The following is a 16,557-nucleotide window of genomic DNA, read 5'->3' as shown; positions in this document are numbered from 1 at the left end:
TCCGCTTTCCCGGCAGGGGGAGGATCGGTGCCATGAAGAGCAAGCTGACCGCGCTCGGCGTGACGGTTTTCGCGTCCGTGCTGCCCGCCGCAGGGACCGCGTACGCCGACGAGACACACACGAACGCGCACAACGGCCCTCAAGTGGCTCTGATCTCCACGGGCCAGATCGACGATCCGCTGGAGGACGTGCTGGAGCACGCCACGGTGCTCGGCAGGACGTACGTCATCGGCTGAGGACCCCGGCCGGGCGGCGCGCCACGCCTGTCAGCCGTGTGACGCCAGGTGTGTGCCGTCCGGCCCCGGGGGGCTTTCAGACCCGACGGGGCGCTTCGGACCCCGCGCGTCCCTGCCTCGCCCAGTTCATCCGCGGCTCCACCACATGACGCAGCACCCGCCGGACGGGCGGCGTGCACAGCAGGGTCACCACGACCGCGCCGCCCACGGTCACCGCGACCGTGCCCAGCGGGGTGGAGAGGAACGGCTCGTCGTAGACGCCCCGGTACAGCGCGGTACGGATGACGAAGCCGTGCAGCAGGTAGCCGTAGAGGGTGCACGCTCCCAGCGCGCTCATCCAGGTCCGGCGGTTCGGCACCCAGGCGAGGAAGCACGCGCCGAGCAGTACGGCGCAGCCGAACAGGAGAAGCGTCGCCGACGGCCCCGCCCACGCGGGTGAGCCGAGTTCCTGCGCGCTGTACTGCCGGTAGAACCAGAGGGTCGTCGTCCGCGGCACCGCCCAGTACGCCGCGAGCAGGGCCAGGGCGAACACGGGGAGGGACACGACGCGCACCCAGGTGCGGCGTACGAGGTCGAAGTGGTGGGGGCCCAGCCGCAGGCCCAGCACGTAGAACGGCAGGAACTGGAGCATCCGCTGGACCTGCATCCCCTGGTCGATGCCCAGGGACATCGACGCCAGTGCCGCGACACCCAGAGCCACGGCCACCGGGGCGCGGACCGCCTGCCAGAGCGGTGTGGACAGGCGCCAGAAGAACAGGGCGGGCAGGAACCACAGCAGCCAGTACGGGGCGAACAGCGACGGGAACACCGAAACGGTGGGGTCTCCCACGGCGCGGTGGAAGTACGCGAAGACGATGTCGAAGACGGCGTACGGGACGAGGATCCCGGTGACCAGCTTCCACACCCGGTCGGGCCGCAGCTCGAAGCCGCGCGAGAAGTAGCCCGCGATCATGATGAACACCGGCATGTGGAAGGTGTAGACGAAGGTGTACACCGTCTCGACCAGCCGGCCGCTGTCCGGCAGCGGCTCCCAGGCGTGGCCCATCGCCACCAGCACGATCGCCAGGTACTTGGCGTTGTCGAAGAAGTGGTCCCGCCCGGCGGGGCGTTCGCCGGTGGCCGCGGGCGTGGCCGTCGCCCCCGCGCCGGCGGCGGTGGGGCGTGGCAGCCTGGCGGCCAGTGAGGTCAGCGAAGTCAGCGAGGGCACGCCGACACCCTAAGGGCTGTCCCCGGCCCCCCGCCCTTTCCCCTCCGCGTCCAGATGCGGCAGGATCCGGTCCAGCCAGCGCGGTGTCCACCAGGCGGATCTGTCCAGCAGGGTCATCACGGCGGGCACCAGCAGCAGCCGTACGACGGTGGCGTCGATCAGCACGCTGGCGGCCAGGCCCAGGCCCAGCATCTTCACCACGATGTTGTCGCTGATGACGAAGGCGGCGAACACGCTGACCATGATGAGCGCCGCGCAGGTGATGACCCGGGCGGTGATCTCCAGCGCGTGCGCCACGCTCGCCTTCGGGTCGCCGGTGCGCAGCCAGGCCTCGCGGATGCGGGAGAGCAGGAAGATCTCGTAGTCCATGCTGAGCCCGAAGACGATGGCGAACATCATCATCGGCACATAGCTCTCGATCGGGACGGCCCCCGACACTCCCAGCGCCGGACCGCCCCAGCCCCACTGGAAGACGGCCACCACGACGCCGTAAGAGGCCGCGATCGACAGGACGTTCAGCACGGCTGCCTTGACGGCGACGAGCAGGCCGCGGAACACGGTGAGGATGACGAGGAAGGCGAGGGCGACGACGACCGCGATGATCAGCGGCAGCCGGCTGGAGACGATGTCCAGGAAGTCGACCTGGGCGGCGGTCGTGCCGGTCACATAGGAGCTCGCCCCGGTGCCGGAGACGGCCTGCGGGAGGACGTCGTCGGTCAGCCGGTTCACCAGGGCGGTGCTGCGCTCGTCCTGCGGGGCGGCCACCGAGTACGCGGTGCCGGTCAGGACGTCGCCGTCCGAGGTGGCGGTGAGCGGGGTGATCACGGCGGCGTCGGGCACCCCGGTCAGTGCCTTCTGCGCCTGGTCCGCCAGCGCGGAGCGGTCGGACTGCGGGACCCGGCTCTGGTCGATCACGAGCGTCAGCGGGCCGTTCGAGCCGGGTCCGAAGGCGGTGGACATCAGGTCGAAGGCGCGGCGGTCGGTGAACGACTTCGGGTCGGCGCCGTCCCCGATGTGGCCGAGCTGGATGAAGAAGAGGGGAAAGGCGAGGACGGCCAGGGTGACCACCCCGCCGGCCAGGAACCACCAGGGGCGCCGCTCCACCCGCTGGGCGTACCGGTGCCAGCCGCCGTGTGCCTCCTCGCCGGGCGCCGCGTCGGTCTCCGCGACGGGGGCCCGCACCCGGAGCCGGTCGATGCGCCGTCCGATCAGGCCCAGAACGGCCGGTACGAGGGTGAGGGCCCCGATCACGGCGGTGACCACGGTGACCGCCGCGGCCAGGCCGAGCTTGCCGATGAAGCCGATGCCGGAGACCCACAGCCCGGACAGGGCGATGATCACGGTGCAGCCGGAGAGCAGGACGGCCCGCCCGCTGGTGGCCGCCGCGTTCCCGGCGGCCGTCACCGGGTCCTCGCCGTCGAGGAGGTTCTGGCGGTGCCGGGTGACGAGGAACAGCGCGTAGTCGATGCCGACGCCGATGCCGATCATCGTGGCGAGCGTCGGTGACACGGTGGCGAACGTGGCGGCGGCGGCCAGCAGCCCCAGCAGGGCCAGCCCGCACAGGGCGCAGATCAGCGCGGTCACCAGGGGCAGCACCGCGGCGAGCAGGCTGCCGAAGCCGATCAGCAGGACAAGGATCGCGACGCCGAAGCCGATGGCCTCGCTGGTGCGGTCGTCGGCCTCGGGCCGGGCCAGTTCGCCGAGCGGTCCGCCGTACTCCACCTCGACGCCCGCGGCCCGCAGGGGCTGGACGGCGGCATCGACCCCGTCCAGGTACGACGGGTCGAGCGTGGACGGCTGGACGCTGAACCGGACGGTGATGTACGCCGTCCTCCCGTCGGTGGAGAGCGGCCCGGTGTTCGGCGTGCCGGTGGGCGGCGGGGGCGGTGTCGAGCCGGACGGCGGCAGCGGATTCTGGACCGAGAGCACGTCGGGCAGCTTCTGGAGGTCGGTGACGGCCGTGGAGACCTGGCCGCTGAACTCGCTGAGTGCCTTGGACCCGTCGTGCAGCACCACCTGGCTGCTGTAGCCGCCGGCGGTGGGCGCGTGGGCCCGCAGGACGTCGAGGCCGTCCTGCGACTGGGTGCCGGGGAGCGAGAAGTCGTCCGAGTAGTCGCCGCCGTACGCGTGCTGGAGGGCCTGGAGCCCGGCGAGGGCGGCCAGCCACAGCACGAGGACGATCACGAAGTGCCGGGCGCACCATGCGCCGGTCCGGCGCAGCACACCGGTACGGCGGTCGGCGGCGGGTCCCGGCCCCCGGTGCCCGCGGGCCTGTGTCGACGGCATGGGGGCTCCCGCTCCCGGAGAGGGGCGCCCCGCGGGGCGCCTCGGACACTCCGTATTCAAGGTCGGTTGCCGGGCCGCGGCACGCCGGTGCGGGGGAACGGGTGACGGGCTCCCCGACGAGGCGTACGGCAGGCCGTCCGGCATGCCGCCCGGCGGGAACCCCGACGGGCACCCTGACGGGTTAGCCCCACCCCGGGTCTCGGGTCTGCCGCATGGGAAATGGACGCCACGTCAACAACCCTTGTCCCATGACTACTTGTACGCGAAAGACCCTCCTGCTGGCCCTCTCCGCCACCGCCGTCGCCTCGGCGCTGACCGCCTCCGTCACTCCGGTGGCCCACGCCGGGCCCCGGGCGTCCCCGGCTTCCTCTCCGCCCTCCCTCACCTGGCACGGCTGCGAGCTCCCCGACGGTTCGACCGGTGCCGACGGGCAGCAGTGCGCGGAGCTGCCCGTACCGCTGGACTACCGGAATCCGGACGGCCGCACCCTCACCGTCGCCGTGACCCGGCTGCGCTCCGACCGGCCCGCGGCGCGGCGCGGGACGCTGGTCGTGATCCCCGGCGGGCCGGGCTCGTCGGGCGTGGAGCGGCTCGCGCAGAAGGGGGAGGCGTTGCGGACGGCGACCCGGGGCGCGTACGACCTGGTCAGCCTGGATCCGCGGGGCGTCGGGGGCAGTACCCGGGCGGGCTGCGGAATCGCCGAAGGGGACCGGCAGTTGGTGACGCTGCGGGCCTGGCCGGGGGCGGACGGGGGCATCGCGGAGAACATCGACCGGTCCCGGCGCACCGCCGAGGCGTGTGCCCGTAACGGGGGCGAGGTCCTGCGCTCCTTCTCCACGCAGAACGAGGTCCGCGACATCGACCTGTTCCGGCAGTCGCTGGGCGAGGAGAAACTGTCGGCCTGGAGCACCTCGTACGGGGCCTATGTCGGCGCGGTCTATGCCCAGAAGTACCCGCGGCACACCGACCGTTGGGTCCTGGACGCCAACGGCGACCCGGACCCGGCGCGGGTCGGGCGCGGCTGGATGGAGAACATGGCGGTGGGCGCCGCCGACCGCTTCCCGGACTTCGCGGCCTGGGCGGCGGACCCGGCCCGCGAGGAACAGGGCCTGCGGCTGGCCGAACGGGCCGAGGACGTCGAGCCGTTGTTCCTCGCACTGGCCCGGAAGCTGGACCGGGAGCCGAAGGAGTCGGACGTCCCCGGCCTGCCGCTGACCGGCAACCGGCTGCGGCAGGCACTCCAGAGCGCCCTGTTCAGCGACAGCGCCTTCGCCCCGCTGGCCGGGATGATCCAGGAGGCGCGCGATCCGCAGGGGAGCCCGGTCCTGACGCCGGACCTCGCCCAGGTGATCCCGGACGAGGACGCGGCGGTGATGGTCGCGGTGATCTGCAACGACGTGCGCTGGCCGGGGTCCGTCGCCGGGTACCGGCGGGCGGTGGCCGCCGACCGGGAGCGGAACCCGCTGACGGCCGGGATGCCCGCGAACATCACGCCGTGCGCGTTCTGGAAGGACGCTCCGGCCGACAGGCCCACCCGGATCACGGACGAGGGTCCGTCCAACGTCCTGATGATCCAGAGCCTGCGCGACCCCGCCACCCCGTACAGCGGCGCCCTGAAGATGCGTGCCGCGTTCGGGGACCGGGCCAGGATGGTCACGGTCGGCCGGGGCGGTCACAGCATGTATCTGGGCGGTGGGAACGCGTGCGGCGACCGCACGGTCAGCGAATTCCTCGTCACCGGGCGGCGGCCCGCGCAGGACACGCACTGCGCGAACTGAACCGGAGGGGCGGGAGCGGGGGACCGGTGGGGCGGGCGGGGCGCCCGGACCGGTGGGGCGGGCGAGGCGCCGGAGACCGGTGGGGACTCGGCGCCGGAGACGGGCGGGGCGGGGCGCCGGAGACCGGTGGGGACGGGGCGTCGCCCCGGAGGGCGATATCGGATGATCCGATGCGGTTTCTTGCTATACACGAGCGATGGAGCACCCCGGGACCCTCATCCTGATCATGGCCATGGCGGTCCTCGCGCCGCTGCTCGCCTACGCCGTCGGGCGCAGGCTCTCCGTCCCCGTGGTGATCTTCGAGATCTCGCTGGGCATCATCATCGGACCCGATGTGCTCGGCTGGGCCCATCACGACGCGGTCATCGACGCGCTCTCCGATCTGGGCCTGTCGATGCTGATCTTCCTGGCCGGGTACGAGATCCAGTTCGCCGCCGTGCGCGGCGACACCCTGCGCCGCTCGGGGTGGGCCTGGGCGGTCTCGTTCGCGGCCGGACTCGGTATCGCCCTGGCGCTGACCGGGGCGGACCTGGCGAAGAGCCTGGTCATCGGCACCGCGCTCACCAGCACCGCTCTCGGAGCCGTCCTGCCGATCCTGCGTGACTCGGGGCGCCTGGAGGGGCGGTTCGGCACGGTGGTGATGGCGTTCGGGGCGGTCGGCGAGTTCGGCCCGATCATCGCGATGGCCCTGCTGTTCAGCGGCCGCAGCCCCGGGGCGGCCGGTGCGGTGCTGGCAGCCTTCGCCCTGGTGACCGCGGGCGCGGTGTTCTGGGCGGTGCGGCCCCGGCCGCCGTGGTTCGCCCGGATCATCGCCGGGACCCTGCACAGCAGCGGTCAGTTCGCCGTCCGCTTCGTGATGCTGCTGCTCGCCGGGATGCTCGGCCTGTCCCATGTCTTCGGCCTGGACACCCTGCTCGGCGCCTTCGCCGCCGGAATGCTGACCCGGCTGGTGCTCCAGGGCGCGGTGCCCGACAGCAGTACGGAGATCCTCGGCCGGATCGAGGCGATGGGCTTCGGCTTCCTGGTGCCGTTCTTCTACATCGTCACCGGCATCGACTTCGACCTCGCGGCGCTCCTCGACGGCGGCCGTCCGCTGGTGCTCCTGCCGGTCTTCCTGCTGCTCTTCCTGCTCGTCCGGGGCGCTCCGGCGTATCTGCTCGCCCCACGCGATCTGGCGGGCGGGGCGGAGCGGCCGGCACTGGCGCTGTTCGCGTCCACCTGTCTGCCGCTCGTCGTCGCGATCACCACCATCGGCCTGGACGAGAAGGTGCTCGGGGCGGGCGAGGGCGCCGCGCTCGTGGCGGCCGCCATGGTGTCCGTGCTGACGTTCCCGCTGCTGGCCTTCCGGCTGCTGCGCCGGGGGGCGGGCGCGGCGGGGCCCGGTGCGCCGTCCCTGTCCGCGGAGGGCGCGGACCCGTGGTGAGCGGGGCGTGAGAACGGCGCCGCTCTCACCCGGTTGGCCCGCTCCTCTGCGAAGCGGGGGGCCGGAGCGCAGTCTGGGACCCATGTGGTCCCGCCGACTCGCCCCGGGCGTCCTGCTCCTGCCGCTGGCCTTCCTGGTGTTCCGCGACGCCCCGGCCGGGATCGTGCCGCCCGCTCCCGCCGCGATCGGCCCGGCGGCGCCGCGCGGGCTGCCGCAGCCGGTGATCGTGAGCCGGGCGTCCTGGCACGCGGACGAGGGGCTGGTCAAGGAGGTGCCGCGCTACACGGGGGCGGCGAAGGCGGTGTTCGTCCACCACACGGGCCACTCCAACGGGTACGACTGCGCCGATGCCCCCGAACTGATCCGCGGCGTGCAGGCCGACCACGTCAGGAGCGAGGGCTGGGACGACATCGGCTACAACTTCGTCGTCGACCGGTGCGGAACCATCTACGAGGGCCGCGCGGGCGGCGTCGCCCGTCCGGTGCGCGGGGCTCACACCAAGGGGTTCAACGCCGACACCGTGGGCATCGCGGCCCTCGGCAGCTTCGGCGCCGGTACGACGGTGCCGAAGGCGCTCGCGGACGGGATCGCGAAGGTCGCCGCCTGGAAACTGCGCCCCGGCGCCGATCCGCGCGGCACGGTGGAGCTGGTCTCGACGAACGACGAGAGCCTGTACGACAAGGGCGAGACGGCCAGGCTCCACGTCATCTCGGGGCACCGCGACAGCTACGGGACCCGTTGCCCCGGCGAGGTGCTGTACGCACTGCTGCCCGTGCTGCGGGACAAGGTGGCCGCGCTGCGGGCGAAGACCGGACGGCAGATCGCCACGGCCCGGCTCCGCCCGACGCTCTGACACCGGGCGCCGCACACCGGGCCCCACGCATCAGGTGCCGCACATCCGGCGCCGCACACCGGGGACCCGGCGAGCCCGGGGCGGGTCACGGGGCCCGCGGGCCCTACCGGGCCACGAACTGGGTCAGGATCGCCTGCACTTCGTAGATGTCGACGCCCTTGGTGAACGTCTTCTCGATCGGGGTGGCGCTCCCCGAGATCCAGATCTTCAGCTCCGCGTCCAGGTCGAACGTCCCGGCCGTCTCCACCGCGAAGTGCGTGATGCTGCGGTACGGGACGGAGTGGTACTCCACCTTCTTGCCGGTGATGCCCTGCTTGTCGATGAGGAGGAGCCGACGGTCGGTGAAGAGCATGGTGTCGCGGATCAGCTGGTACGCGGCGTGCACCTGCTCGCCCTGGCCCAGCAGCCGCGCGTAATCCTGCTGCGCCTTGGCCGGGTTGACCGTGTGCGCGTTGCCGAACAGTGCCATGGGGGTCCCCGTCTTTCCTGCGTGTCCACCGTGGATCAAACGTCCCGAGTCGGACGATCTTCGTACGGTATTACGCACCGGACAGGGTCTCCGGTTCCCGGAACGGGCCCCATGGGGAGCGGCGTCTCTAGGATTCCGTTGTGCATCCTGACGACGAGCCGGTATTCAAGCGCAGCAAGTGGGGCTCCAACCGGTACGTGTACAACCCCCAAAACCCCGTCGGCCTGGCGCTGATCGTGATCAGTCTGCTCATCGGGGGCGTGATGATGCTCCTCATGGAGACGCGGTCGGGCCCCTTCGCGCCCCCGGAACCCACCCCGACGCCGACGACCTCGCCGTACGGCGCACCGTGGCCGGTCCACTCGGGCGCGGCGGGGAGCGGCGGGACGCCCGGGACGGCGGATCCCTGAGCCGCCCCGGGCCTCTGAGCCGCCCCGGGCCTCCGAGCCGCAGAAGCACACCGCCGCGGCACCCTCGGAACACAGCGTTGATCAGGACACGGCGGTGATCAGGACACAGGGGTGATCGTGGGCATCTCGCCCTGGACCGTGCCGGTGTCGATCACGGCGAACGTCGCACCCTGCGGGTCGCTGAGCGCGGCGAACCGGCCGAAGGGGCTGTCCATCGGCCCGAACCGCAGCACTCCGCCGTGCTCGGTCGCCTTCGCCACCGCCGCGTCGCAGTTCGCGACGGAGAAGTACACGCTGATGTACGGCGGTACCTCGGGCGGGAAGTCGTCGCCCATCTTCATCCGCCCCAGGATCGGGTCACCGCCGACGTCGAACACCCGGTAGTCGATCTCGCCGCCCTCCATCTGCCGCATGCGGTACGGGAATACGGCCGAGAAGAACGCGTCCGTCGTCGCGGGCTCCCGGGTGAAGACCTCGGCCCAGCAGTACGCGCCGGGCCCGGACGTGGCCTCGAAGCCTTCGTGGGTACCGGCCTGCCACACGCCGAAGACGACCCCGCTCGGGTCGCGCGCCAGCACCATCGTGCCGAACCCGCCGACCGTCATCGGCTCCATCAGCACCTCGCCGCCGTGCTCACGGATCTTGGCGGCGGTCGCGGCGGCGTCCGGTGAGGCGAGGTAGAGGCACCAGGCGGAGTGCCCTTCCGCTCCCGGCATCGGCGGGACGACGGCCGCCGCCGCTCTGCCGTCGGCGTACGCCTGCGTGTAGTTGCCGTACTCCGACGACGACTCGCCGAACGTCCAGCCCAGCACGTCACCGTAGAAGCTCTTCGCGCCCTCGACATCGGCGAACATCGCGTCCGCCCAGCACGGTGTGCCCTCAGGTTGTACAGCCATGGCTCCGACTCTTTCCGCTCGCTGGCGTGGTCCCGCCCCGCACTGTCACGCTAGTCAGCGACCGGGCTCCTCGCGCGTTGGGAACGCACAACGGCTCTTTGCGCTAGTGCATAAAATTATCTGGCTAGTTCAAAGTGGCCTAGACGGCCTAGACTCTCGCCATGCCTGCGACAACCCCACGGCCCGTGACTCTGACCGGGCGCCACATCAGCCTCGTGCCGTTGACGACGGACCACCTCGACGACCTCTTCGAGGCCGGTGGCCGGGACGACGAGGTCTGGCGCTGGCAGGGCGGCCCGACCCCGCGGACGCGCGACGAGCTCGGGGCCAAGCTCACGGGCCTGCTCGAAGCCGCGCGGGAGGGCACGTACTTCCCGTTCGCCGTCATCCACCGGGCGAGCGGCCGGGCGATCGGCTGGACGACGTTCCTGGACGTCGACGAGCAGCACGAGCGCCTGGAGATCGGCTGGACCTGGTACGGCCGCGCCCACTGGCGGTCGGCGGTCAACACCGAGGCGAAGCTGCTCCTGATGACCCATGCCTTCGAGGAGCTGGGCATGGGCCGCGTACAGCTGAAGACCGACCACCTCAACGAGCGTTCGCAGGCCGCGATAGCCCGCCTCGGCGCCCGCCGCGAAGGCGTACTGCGCCGCCACCGGCTGCGCCACGACGGCACCTGGCGGGACACGGTCTACTTCTCGCTGCTCGCCGGGGAATGGCCCGCCGCCAAGGCCCGCCTCGCCGCCCGCCTGGACGCCGGCTCCGGGCGGGGTCGGGCCCCGGCGGACCCGGCCGGCTCCGCGGGCGTGGGGAGCGGGGGCACGATCGCCCCGTGACGTACGAGCACCTGACGCAGTTCGGGCAGCGGTACGGAGACGAGGTCGCCGCCCCGGTCCGCCGCGAGGGCCGCGAGCGCGCCGGCCGCCTGTCCGGTCGCCATGGCCGTGGCCTGGACGCGGAGCGCGGAGTTGGCCGCCTGGTCGGAGCCGATGCAGCGCCCCGCGACCACCGCGTACGGGTTGCCCGCCGGGATCATCGCGTCGCGCGGCACGGACGGGACCACGCCGCGGCGGAGGTAGGTCTTGTCGATCCCGTCGCCGTCCGGGCGGTGGATGTCGATCGGGTAGAAGCTATGGCACACCGCGTCGGGCCGGACGATTCCGCTCAGGTAGTCCTCGCCGGTCACGTTCCTCCGGGCGTCGATCGTCAGACTCTCGCGGACGCCGACCTCCGCCGCGCGGAAGTCGAGCCGGACGCCGTCGAGCCCCGGCAGGGTGCGCAGGAAACGGTAGATGCGCAGGATCGCCGCCCCGCCCGCGAGCTCCGCCGCCGTACGGCCCTCGCTCGTCGCGCCCTCGATGCCGGTGAGATGGATCGCGTTCTCGCCCCTCTTGTCCAGGAACGGCAGCAGCGGCCGCCCCCTGCTGCCCAGGTCCGCGGGGTGCAGCGCCCCCGACCCGACCGCCTGCGTGTACCGGCGGTCCAGTTCGTCCCGGTCGAGGGACGCGACGTCGTAGCCGGACAGCCGGATGTCGATGGTGCCGGGCTGCCGGTCCGGGTTGCGCCTGCGCGGCAGCCCCGCGAGGCCGATCGCGTCGGCGTCGCCCGAGCAGTCGACGAGCCGCCGGGCAAGGACGGGCCGGAGCCCGTCCTTGCCGCAGAGCTGGAGTTCCCACGCCTCGCCGGTCCACCGCGCCGACGCGGGCATCGTGTGGAGGCGCAGATCGACGCCGCGGCTGTGCACCTCCTCCATGAGGAGCGCGCCGTACAGCGGGGCGTTCAGCCGCACCTGGCGCTGCCAGTGGGGCCGTACGTCGTCGTCGGAGAAGTCCGGCAGCTCCTCACCGCTCAACTCGACGGCCCGGCACACCAGATCCCAGCCGATCCCGGCGATGACCTGCTTGCCCCAGGCGTGGAAGAGCCCGGGAAAGGCGATGTTGGCGTACGTGGTGGTGCCGCCGAGGCCGGCGTTCTTCTCCACGAGCAGGGTGCGGGCACCGAGGCGGGCGGCCTGCACGGCGGCCGGGACCCCCGAAGGGCCACCGCCTATGACAACGATGTCGTACGTACTCATGGATCTCTCACACCTCTGCCGATGGGATTGATTCGTTTCAATCGTAGCGACGAAGGTGTGCGCTGGACAGTGGTACGTCGTGCTTCACGCGGATCGTGCGCGGCCGGGCCGGACCGTCGAAGGGGTCCTCACGGGTGGGCTCCATGCCCCATGGGCTGCGCGTTCGCCCGGTGATCGGCGCAGTCGGGGTTCTCGCACGGGCCGGGGCCCCAGACGGGGACGAAGATCCCGAGGGTCTTGTGTCGTTTCAGTTCGGTCGTCACGGGGCGTTTGCAGGTCGGACACATGAATTCGGCCTGCGGCTTGGTCTCATGCTCGGTGCTGGCCATTACCCCACGATAAGCCCGTCCGGGGAATTTGGAAAATTTTTCCTTTTCCTTTGTTGGTGCATGGTCCGCGGGGTCGCGCTATTTCTGGGGGTGACGCAGACTCGCCACGACCGAAACCGTGAGGACCACGACGATGACCGCCAGGCTCAACAGCGACGGGATTTCCGGGATGGATTCATCGATCATCTTGTGGGACGCCTGGAGGATCAGCTTGACGCCGATGAGGGCGAGGATGACGCCGAGCCCCCGGCTCAGGTAGCGGAACCGGTCCAGCAGGCCCGCGAGCAGGAAGTACAGGGCCCGGAGCCCCAGGATGGCGAAGGCGTTGCTGGTGTAGACGACGAAGGTGTCGTCGCTGACCGCGAGCACCGCCGGCACGCTGTCGACGGCGAAGACCAGGTCGGCCGCCTCGATCGCGGCGACGACCGCGAGCAGCGGGGTGCCGACGCGCCTGCCGGCCTCCCTGACGGTGAACTTCGCACCGGCGTAGTCGTCCCGGACGGGAATCGCTCTGCGCAGCAGGCGCACGGCGAAACTCCTGCCCGGGTCGAAGGTTTCCTCTTCACCCCTGAGGATTTTATAGGTGCTGTAGAAAAGGATGGCGGCGAAGACGAACAGCACGGCGGTGAATCGGCCGACGACCGCGACACCGAGGGACAGGAATATCCCGCGAAAAACGAGTGCGCCGAACACGCCGAAGAAAAGGACGCGGTGCTGATAGGCGCGGGGCACCTTGAAATAGGCGAAGATCAGGGCGAAGACGAAAAGGTTGTCGACCGACAGGCTCTTCTCCAGCAGCCAGGCGGTGGCGTACTCCGTTCCCGCCCTCGGTCCGAGGACGAGGAGGACGACCGCGCCGAACGCGAGCGCGAGGCTCACCCACACCCCGCTCCAGAGGGCTGCTTCCTTGAAGCCGATGACATGAGCTGTCCGGTGCGCCAGGAGGTCGATCACCAGCGACACGATCACGGTCGCCGCGAACGCCCCCCACAGCCACCACGGCACGTCGAGCACGTGGGTGACCTCGCAATGATCGCGAGAGGCGGATGGGGCCTCGTTCTACGAGTGTGCACCGGGGGTCCGCGCGTCGCGCGACGGTGGGGACCGCTGCCGATACCGGCCCGCACGGTCCACGTCAGTCCCCGGTACCGCTCCCCGGCCCCGCCGGCAGATGCGCGGTGAACCAGTCCCGCGCCAGCTCCGCGACCGTGTCCAGCGCACCCGGTTCCTCGAAGAGATGGGTCGCGCCGGGGACGATCTCCAGCCGGTTCTCGCACGTCAGCTCCGCTGCGGCCCGCCGGTTGAGGGCCAGCACCGTCGTGTCGTGGCCGCCCACGATCAGGAGCGTGGGCGCGCGTACGCCGCCGAGCCGCGGCCCGGCCAGGTCGGGCCGGCCGCCGCGCGAGACCACCGCGCCGATGTCCGCGTCGGCGGCCGCGGCGGCCCGCAGCGCCGCCGCGGCCCCGGTGCTCGCCCCGAAGTAGCCGATCGGGAGCGGTACGCGCTCGCGCAGCAGGCGGGTGGCCCCGGCCAGGCGCCCGGCCAGGGTCCCGATGTCGAAGACGTGTCCGCGGCCGGCCTCCTCGGCGGGGGTGAGCAGGTCGAAGAGGAGGGTGCCCAGGCCCGCCCCGTTCAGGGCCGCCGCGACGGACCGGTTGCGAGGGCTGTGGCGGCTGCTGCCCGAGCCGTGGGCGAACACCACGACCGCCTCGGCGCCCTCCGGCAGGACGAGATCCCCGACCACCACCAGGCCGCCCGCACCGCCTCCCGTACCGCCCTCACTAGCCGCACCGCCCGCACCGCCCGCACCGCTCAAGTCCAGCCGGAGTTCTCCGTTCCTGGCGGGCCGGGGGTGTCCGGGGCCGTCCGCAGCCCGTGCCAGCAGGGCGACGACCTCCTCGTCGGAGGTCTGGGAGAAGTCCCGGTACCACTCGCCGACCGAGGAGAACGGGTGCGGCGTGGCGAGACACACCACCTCGTCGGCCCCGGTGCGCAGCCGGGCCACCGCGTCCGGTGGTGCCACGGGGACGGCCAGCACGACGCGGGCCGCGCCCTGCGCCCGTACGACCGCGCACGCGGCCTCGGCGGTGGCACCGGTCGCGATCCCGTCGTCCACCACGAGGACCGTCCGGCCGTCCAGGTCCTGCCGCGGCCGGTCCGCGCGGAACCTGCCCGCCCGCCGCAGCAGCTCCGCCTCCTCGGCGCGCTCGACCGCGGCGGCGTCCTCCTCCGTGACGCCGCCGCGGCGCACGATCTCCTCACTGATGACCCGTACGCCGCCTTCGCCGATGGCGCCGAAACCCAGCTCCCGGTGGTACGGGACGCCGAGCTTGCGGACGACGATCACATCGAGCGGCGCACCGAGTGCCCGCGCCACCTCGAAGGCCACCGGGACCCCGCCGCGGGGCAGGCCCAGGACGACGGGGTGTTCGCCTTCCAGCTGCTGGAGCGCCCGAGCGAGCCGGAGTCCGGCATCCGTGCGGTCGGTGAACAGCACGGCGGTTCCACCTCCAGCGGGGAGCGGGGGAGACCACGTACGTACGGCGTACGACCGCGTCCCCACCTCGACGCAACCCCGTCAGCGGCCGTTGCGCAAGTCGGACCCCACCGCCGGCCCGCTTCAGGGGACCCGCACCGCACCGGACTCCCCGCTGTCGCGGGTCCGCCGGGTCGCGGCGGCCACGGAGGCCATGAGTTCCGCGTCGAGGAAGGACGGGTCGGCCAGGCGGGTCGCGGAGGCGTAGGAGCTGAGCAGGGCCTTGGTGACGCGCAGGGCGGCCTCGGGGCGGCGGACGACGGGTCTGGCCCAGGCGGAGACGGCTTCGTCCAGGGCGTCCTCGGGCACGACGCGTTGCAGGATCGACAGACCGTGCGCCTCGGCGGCGTCGAAGGCCCGCCCGGTGAGGATGAGTTCGCGTGCGCGGGCGGCGCCGACCTCGTGGATCAGGCGCGGCAGCACCCCGCCCCAGGCGGTGGGCAGCCCGAGTGCCAGCTCCGGCAGCCGGAATCCGGCGGTGTCGGCCCCGACCCGCAGGTCGCAGGCGAGGGCGAGCGCCAGCCCGGCGCCGATGGCCTTGCCCTGTATCCGGGCGATGGTGACGGCCCGGTTGCCGGAGATCGCCTCGCAGACCCGGCGGGCCTTGTCACCGGCGAGCCGGATGCCCCGCCCGGTCGGGTCCTCCTCCAGCCAGTCGGCGAACTCGTTCCGGTCGCCGCCGAGGCAGAAGTCGTCCCCGGCACCGCTCAGCACCAGCACCCGGACCTCGGGGTCCGGTACGGCCAGGACGTCCAGCAGATCGTCCAGCATCGCCTCGGTGACCGCGTTGCCCGTGGCGGGGCTGTTCAGCTCCATGTGCAGGACGGGGCCCTCGCGAACGGTGCGTACCGTGCCGGGCCGGCCGTAGGGGGTCAGGAAGTCGGGCAGGGAGAGCTTCATATCGCCACGCCCATCGAGGTCACGCGCCGGAAGACCATCCGGGACGCGTAACTGGGCGGCGCGCAGACGCGCAGAGCCGGGAAGCGCTCCAGGAGAGCGGTCAGGAGCGTACGGGCTTCCAGGCGGGCGAGGGCCGCGCCCAGGCAGTAGTGCACGCCGCCGCCGAAGGTGAGGTGGCTGCCGCCCCGCAGGACGTCGAAGGCGTCCGGGTTCTCGTTGCGCCGGGGGTCGTGGTTGGCGGCCCCGTACATGACGTGGACCATGCTGTCCTTCGCGATCGGGACCCCGGCCAGAACGGTGTCCTCGGCGGCGACCCGGCTGTTGATGTGTATGGGCGGGTCGTACCGCAGGACCTCGTCCACCGCGGAGTCGATGTGTTCGGGGTGCTCCCTGAGCCAGGTCCAGCGGCCGGGTTCGCCGAGCAGCAGGTTCACCATGGCGGACAGCAGCGTCGCGGTGGTCTCCAGCGAGGCGATCGTGACGAACATGGTGAGGCGGTAGAGGATCTCGTCCGCCGCCTCCCGGTCGGGTTCGAGCCCGTCCCAGGTGTGGATCCAGCCGGTCAGCACGTCATCGGCGGGTGCGGCGCGGCGTCGCGCGACCAGGTCGGTGAAGTACGCCCGCAGCCGCACGGTCGCCTCGGCGGACACGGCGAGCTGGCTCTTGGTGGGCAGCAGTTCCTGGGCGTGCACCTGGTTGTGGGTGATCTCCAGGATGTGGGGGTGGTCCTCGGGCGGGATGCCCAGCCAGGAGCCGATGGTGCTGATCGGGAGCTGTTCGCTGACGGTGCTGACGAGGTCGGCCTCGCCCCACCGGAGCTTGTCCGCCAGTTCGTCCAGCAGGCGGCCGACGTGCTCCTCGACGACCGGGGTCAGCCGGTCGATGGTCGAACGGTCGAAAAGGTTGCCGAGGGTGCGGCGCTGGCAGGTGTGCGCGGGGGCGTTGAGGCGGGAGAGGGTCTTGGTCATCTCCCGCGTGGCGATGGCGTCCCAGCGCCCGGTGCCGTCCTGGCGTTCCTGCCACGCGAAGTCGGGCGTCAGCCAGTTCCGGCCGCGCAGCACCTCGTTGCACGCGTCGAAACCGGTGACGAAGTAGCCGTTCCACGGAGCGCGTACGACATCCCCCATGGCCCTCAGTTCACCCAGGAGCGGGTAGGGGTC

General features: G+C 72.0%; 15 protein-coding genes and 1 pseudogene. 6 read left to right on the top strand and 10 right to left on the bottom strand.

What is annotated here, in order from left to right:
- Window positions 1-32 precede the first annotated feature (32 nt).
- A complete protein-coding gene (locus OG251_RS18940) occupies window positions 33-236 on the top strand; it encodes a hypothetical protein (protein ID WP_326678308.1) in 204 nt (67 codons plus the stop codon).
- 76 nt (window positions 237-312) lie between these two features.
- Here OG251_RS18940 and OG251_RS18935 read toward each other — a convergent pair whose 3' ends face one another.
- Together OG251_RS18935 and OG251_RS18930 are read right to left on the bottom strand one after the other, a co-directional pair.
- Window positions 313-1,443, bottom strand: coding sequence for an acyltransferase family protein (locus tag OG251_RS18935; protein ID WP_326678307.1), 1,131 nt, complete (start codon window positions 1,441-1,443; stop codon window positions 313-315).
- 9 nt (window positions 1,444-1,452) lie between these two features.
- Window positions 1,453-3,729 (bottom strand): MMPL family transporter, encoded by a 2,277-nt coding sequence (locus OG251_RS18930; RefSeq protein ID WP_326678306.1) that lies wholly within the window; start codon window positions 3,727-3,729, stop codon window positions 1,453-1,455.
- A 248-nt stretch (window positions 3,730-3,977) separates the two neighbouring features.
- On the opposite strand from OG251_RS18930, the gene OG251_RS18925 reads away from it, so the two are divergent.
- From OG251_RS18925 to OG251_RS18915, 3 genes are all read left to right on the top strand, one after another.
- Complete coding sequence (locus OG251_RS18925) at window positions 3,978-5,507, top strand: alpha/beta hydrolase (protein ID WP_326678305.1); 1,530 nt, start codon at window positions 3,978-3,980, stop codon at window positions 5,505-5,507.
- 196 nt (window positions 5,508-5,703) lie between these two features.
- Complete coding sequence (locus tag OG251_RS18920; protein ID WP_326678304.1) at window positions 5,704-6,930, top strand: cation:proton antiporter; 1,227 nt, start codon at window positions 5,704-5,706, stop codon at window positions 6,928-6,930.
- Between the two features lie 82 nt (window positions 6,931-7,012).
- Window positions 7,013-7,783: a peptidoglycan recognition protein family protein gene (locus OG251_RS18915; RefSeq protein WP_326678303.1), complete on the top strand. Its 771-nt coding sequence runs from the start codon at window positions 7,013-7,015 to the stop codon at window positions 7,781-7,783.
- 103 nt (window positions 7,784-7,886) lie between these two features.
- Here OG251_RS18915 and OG251_RS18910 read toward each other — a convergent pair whose 3' ends face one another.
- Window positions 7,887-8,252: a PH domain-containing protein gene (locus OG251_RS18910; RefSeq protein WP_073728004.1), complete on the bottom strand. Its 366-nt coding sequence runs from the start codon at window positions 8,250-8,252 to the stop codon at window positions 7,887-7,889.
- 140 nt (window positions 8,253-8,392) lie between these two features.
- Here OG251_RS18910 and OG251_RS18905 point away from each other — a divergent pair, with 140 nt between their 5' ends.
- The gene (locus tag OG251_RS18905) at window positions 8,393-8,662 is read left to right on the top strand and encodes a hypothetical protein (RefSeq protein ID WP_326681538.1); all 270 of its coding nucleotides are present in this window, start codon (window positions 8,393-8,395) and stop codon (window positions 8,660-8,662) included.
- A gap of 98 nt (window positions 8,663-8,760) precedes the next feature.
- On the opposite strand, the gene OG251_RS18900 is transcribed toward OG251_RS18905, so the two are convergent.
- Window positions 8,761-9,558, bottom strand: a complete 798-nt coding sequence (locus OG251_RS18900) for a VOC family protein (RefSeq protein WP_326678302.1) — start codon at window positions 9,556-9,558, stop codon at window positions 8,761-8,763.
- A gap of 161 nt (window positions 9,559-9,719) precedes the next feature.
- On the opposite strand from OG251_RS18900, the gene OG251_RS18895 reads away from it, so the two are divergent.
- Window positions 9,720-10,394, top strand: coding sequence for a GNAT family N-acetyltransferase (locus OG251_RS18895; RefSeq protein ID WP_326678301.1), 675 nt, complete (start codon window positions 9,720-9,722; stop codon window positions 10,392-10,394).
- 17 nt (window positions 10,395-10,411) lie between these two features.
- Here the strand turns inward: OG251_RS18895 and OG251_RS18890 are convergent.
- The 6 genes and pseudogenes from OG251_RS18890 to OG251_RS18865 form a co-directional block, all read right to left on the bottom strand.
- Window positions 10,412-11,632 (bottom strand): annotated as a pseudogene (locus tag OG251_RS18890) (FAD-dependent oxidoreductase); the annotation flags it as partial.
- A 128-nt stretch (window positions 11,633-11,760) separates the two neighbouring features.
- Window positions 11,761-11,961 (bottom strand): hypothetical protein, encoded by a 201-nt coding sequence (locus OG251_RS18885; protein WP_326678300.1) that lies wholly within the window; start codon window positions 11,959-11,961, stop codon window positions 11,761-11,763.
- A gap of 78 nt (window positions 11,962-12,039) precedes the next feature.
- On the bottom strand, window positions 12,040-12,975 hold the full coding sequence (locus tag OG251_RS18880; RefSeq protein WP_326678299.1) for a TerC family protein: 936 nt from the start codon (window positions 12,973-12,975) through the stop codon (window positions 12,040-12,042).
- 121 nt (window positions 12,976-13,096) lie between these two features.
- Complete coding sequence (locus OG251_RS18875) at window positions 13,097-14,458, bottom strand: phosphoribosyltransferase family protein (protein ID WP_326678298.1); 1,362 nt, start codon at window positions 14,456-14,458, stop codon at window positions 13,097-13,099.
- Between the two features lie 123 nt (window positions 14,459-14,581).
- Window positions 14,582-15,397 (bottom strand): enoyl-CoA hydratase/isomerase family protein, encoded by an 816-nt coding sequence (locus tag OG251_RS18870; protein ID WP_326678297.1) that lies wholly within the window; start codon window positions 15,395-15,397, stop codon window positions 14,582-14,584.
- A complete protein-coding gene (locus tag OG251_RS18865; RefSeq protein ID WP_326681313.1) occupies window positions 15,394-16,524 on the bottom strand; it encodes a cytochrome P450 in 1,131 nt (376 codons plus the stop codon). Before OG251_RS18865 ends, OG251_RS18870 begins: the two co-directional genes overlap by 4 nt.
- Window positions 16,525-16,557: the final 33 nt, after the last annotated feature.

This window comes from Streptomyces sp. NBC_01237 (genome assembly GCF_035917275.1).
Taxonomy (GTDB): domain Bacteria; phylum Actinomycetota; class Actinomycetes; order Streptomycetales; family Streptomycetaceae; genus Streptomyces.
The sequence above is the reverse complement of the archived record's forward strand: the minus strand, read 5'-3'. Positions and strand labels throughout refer to the sequence as shown.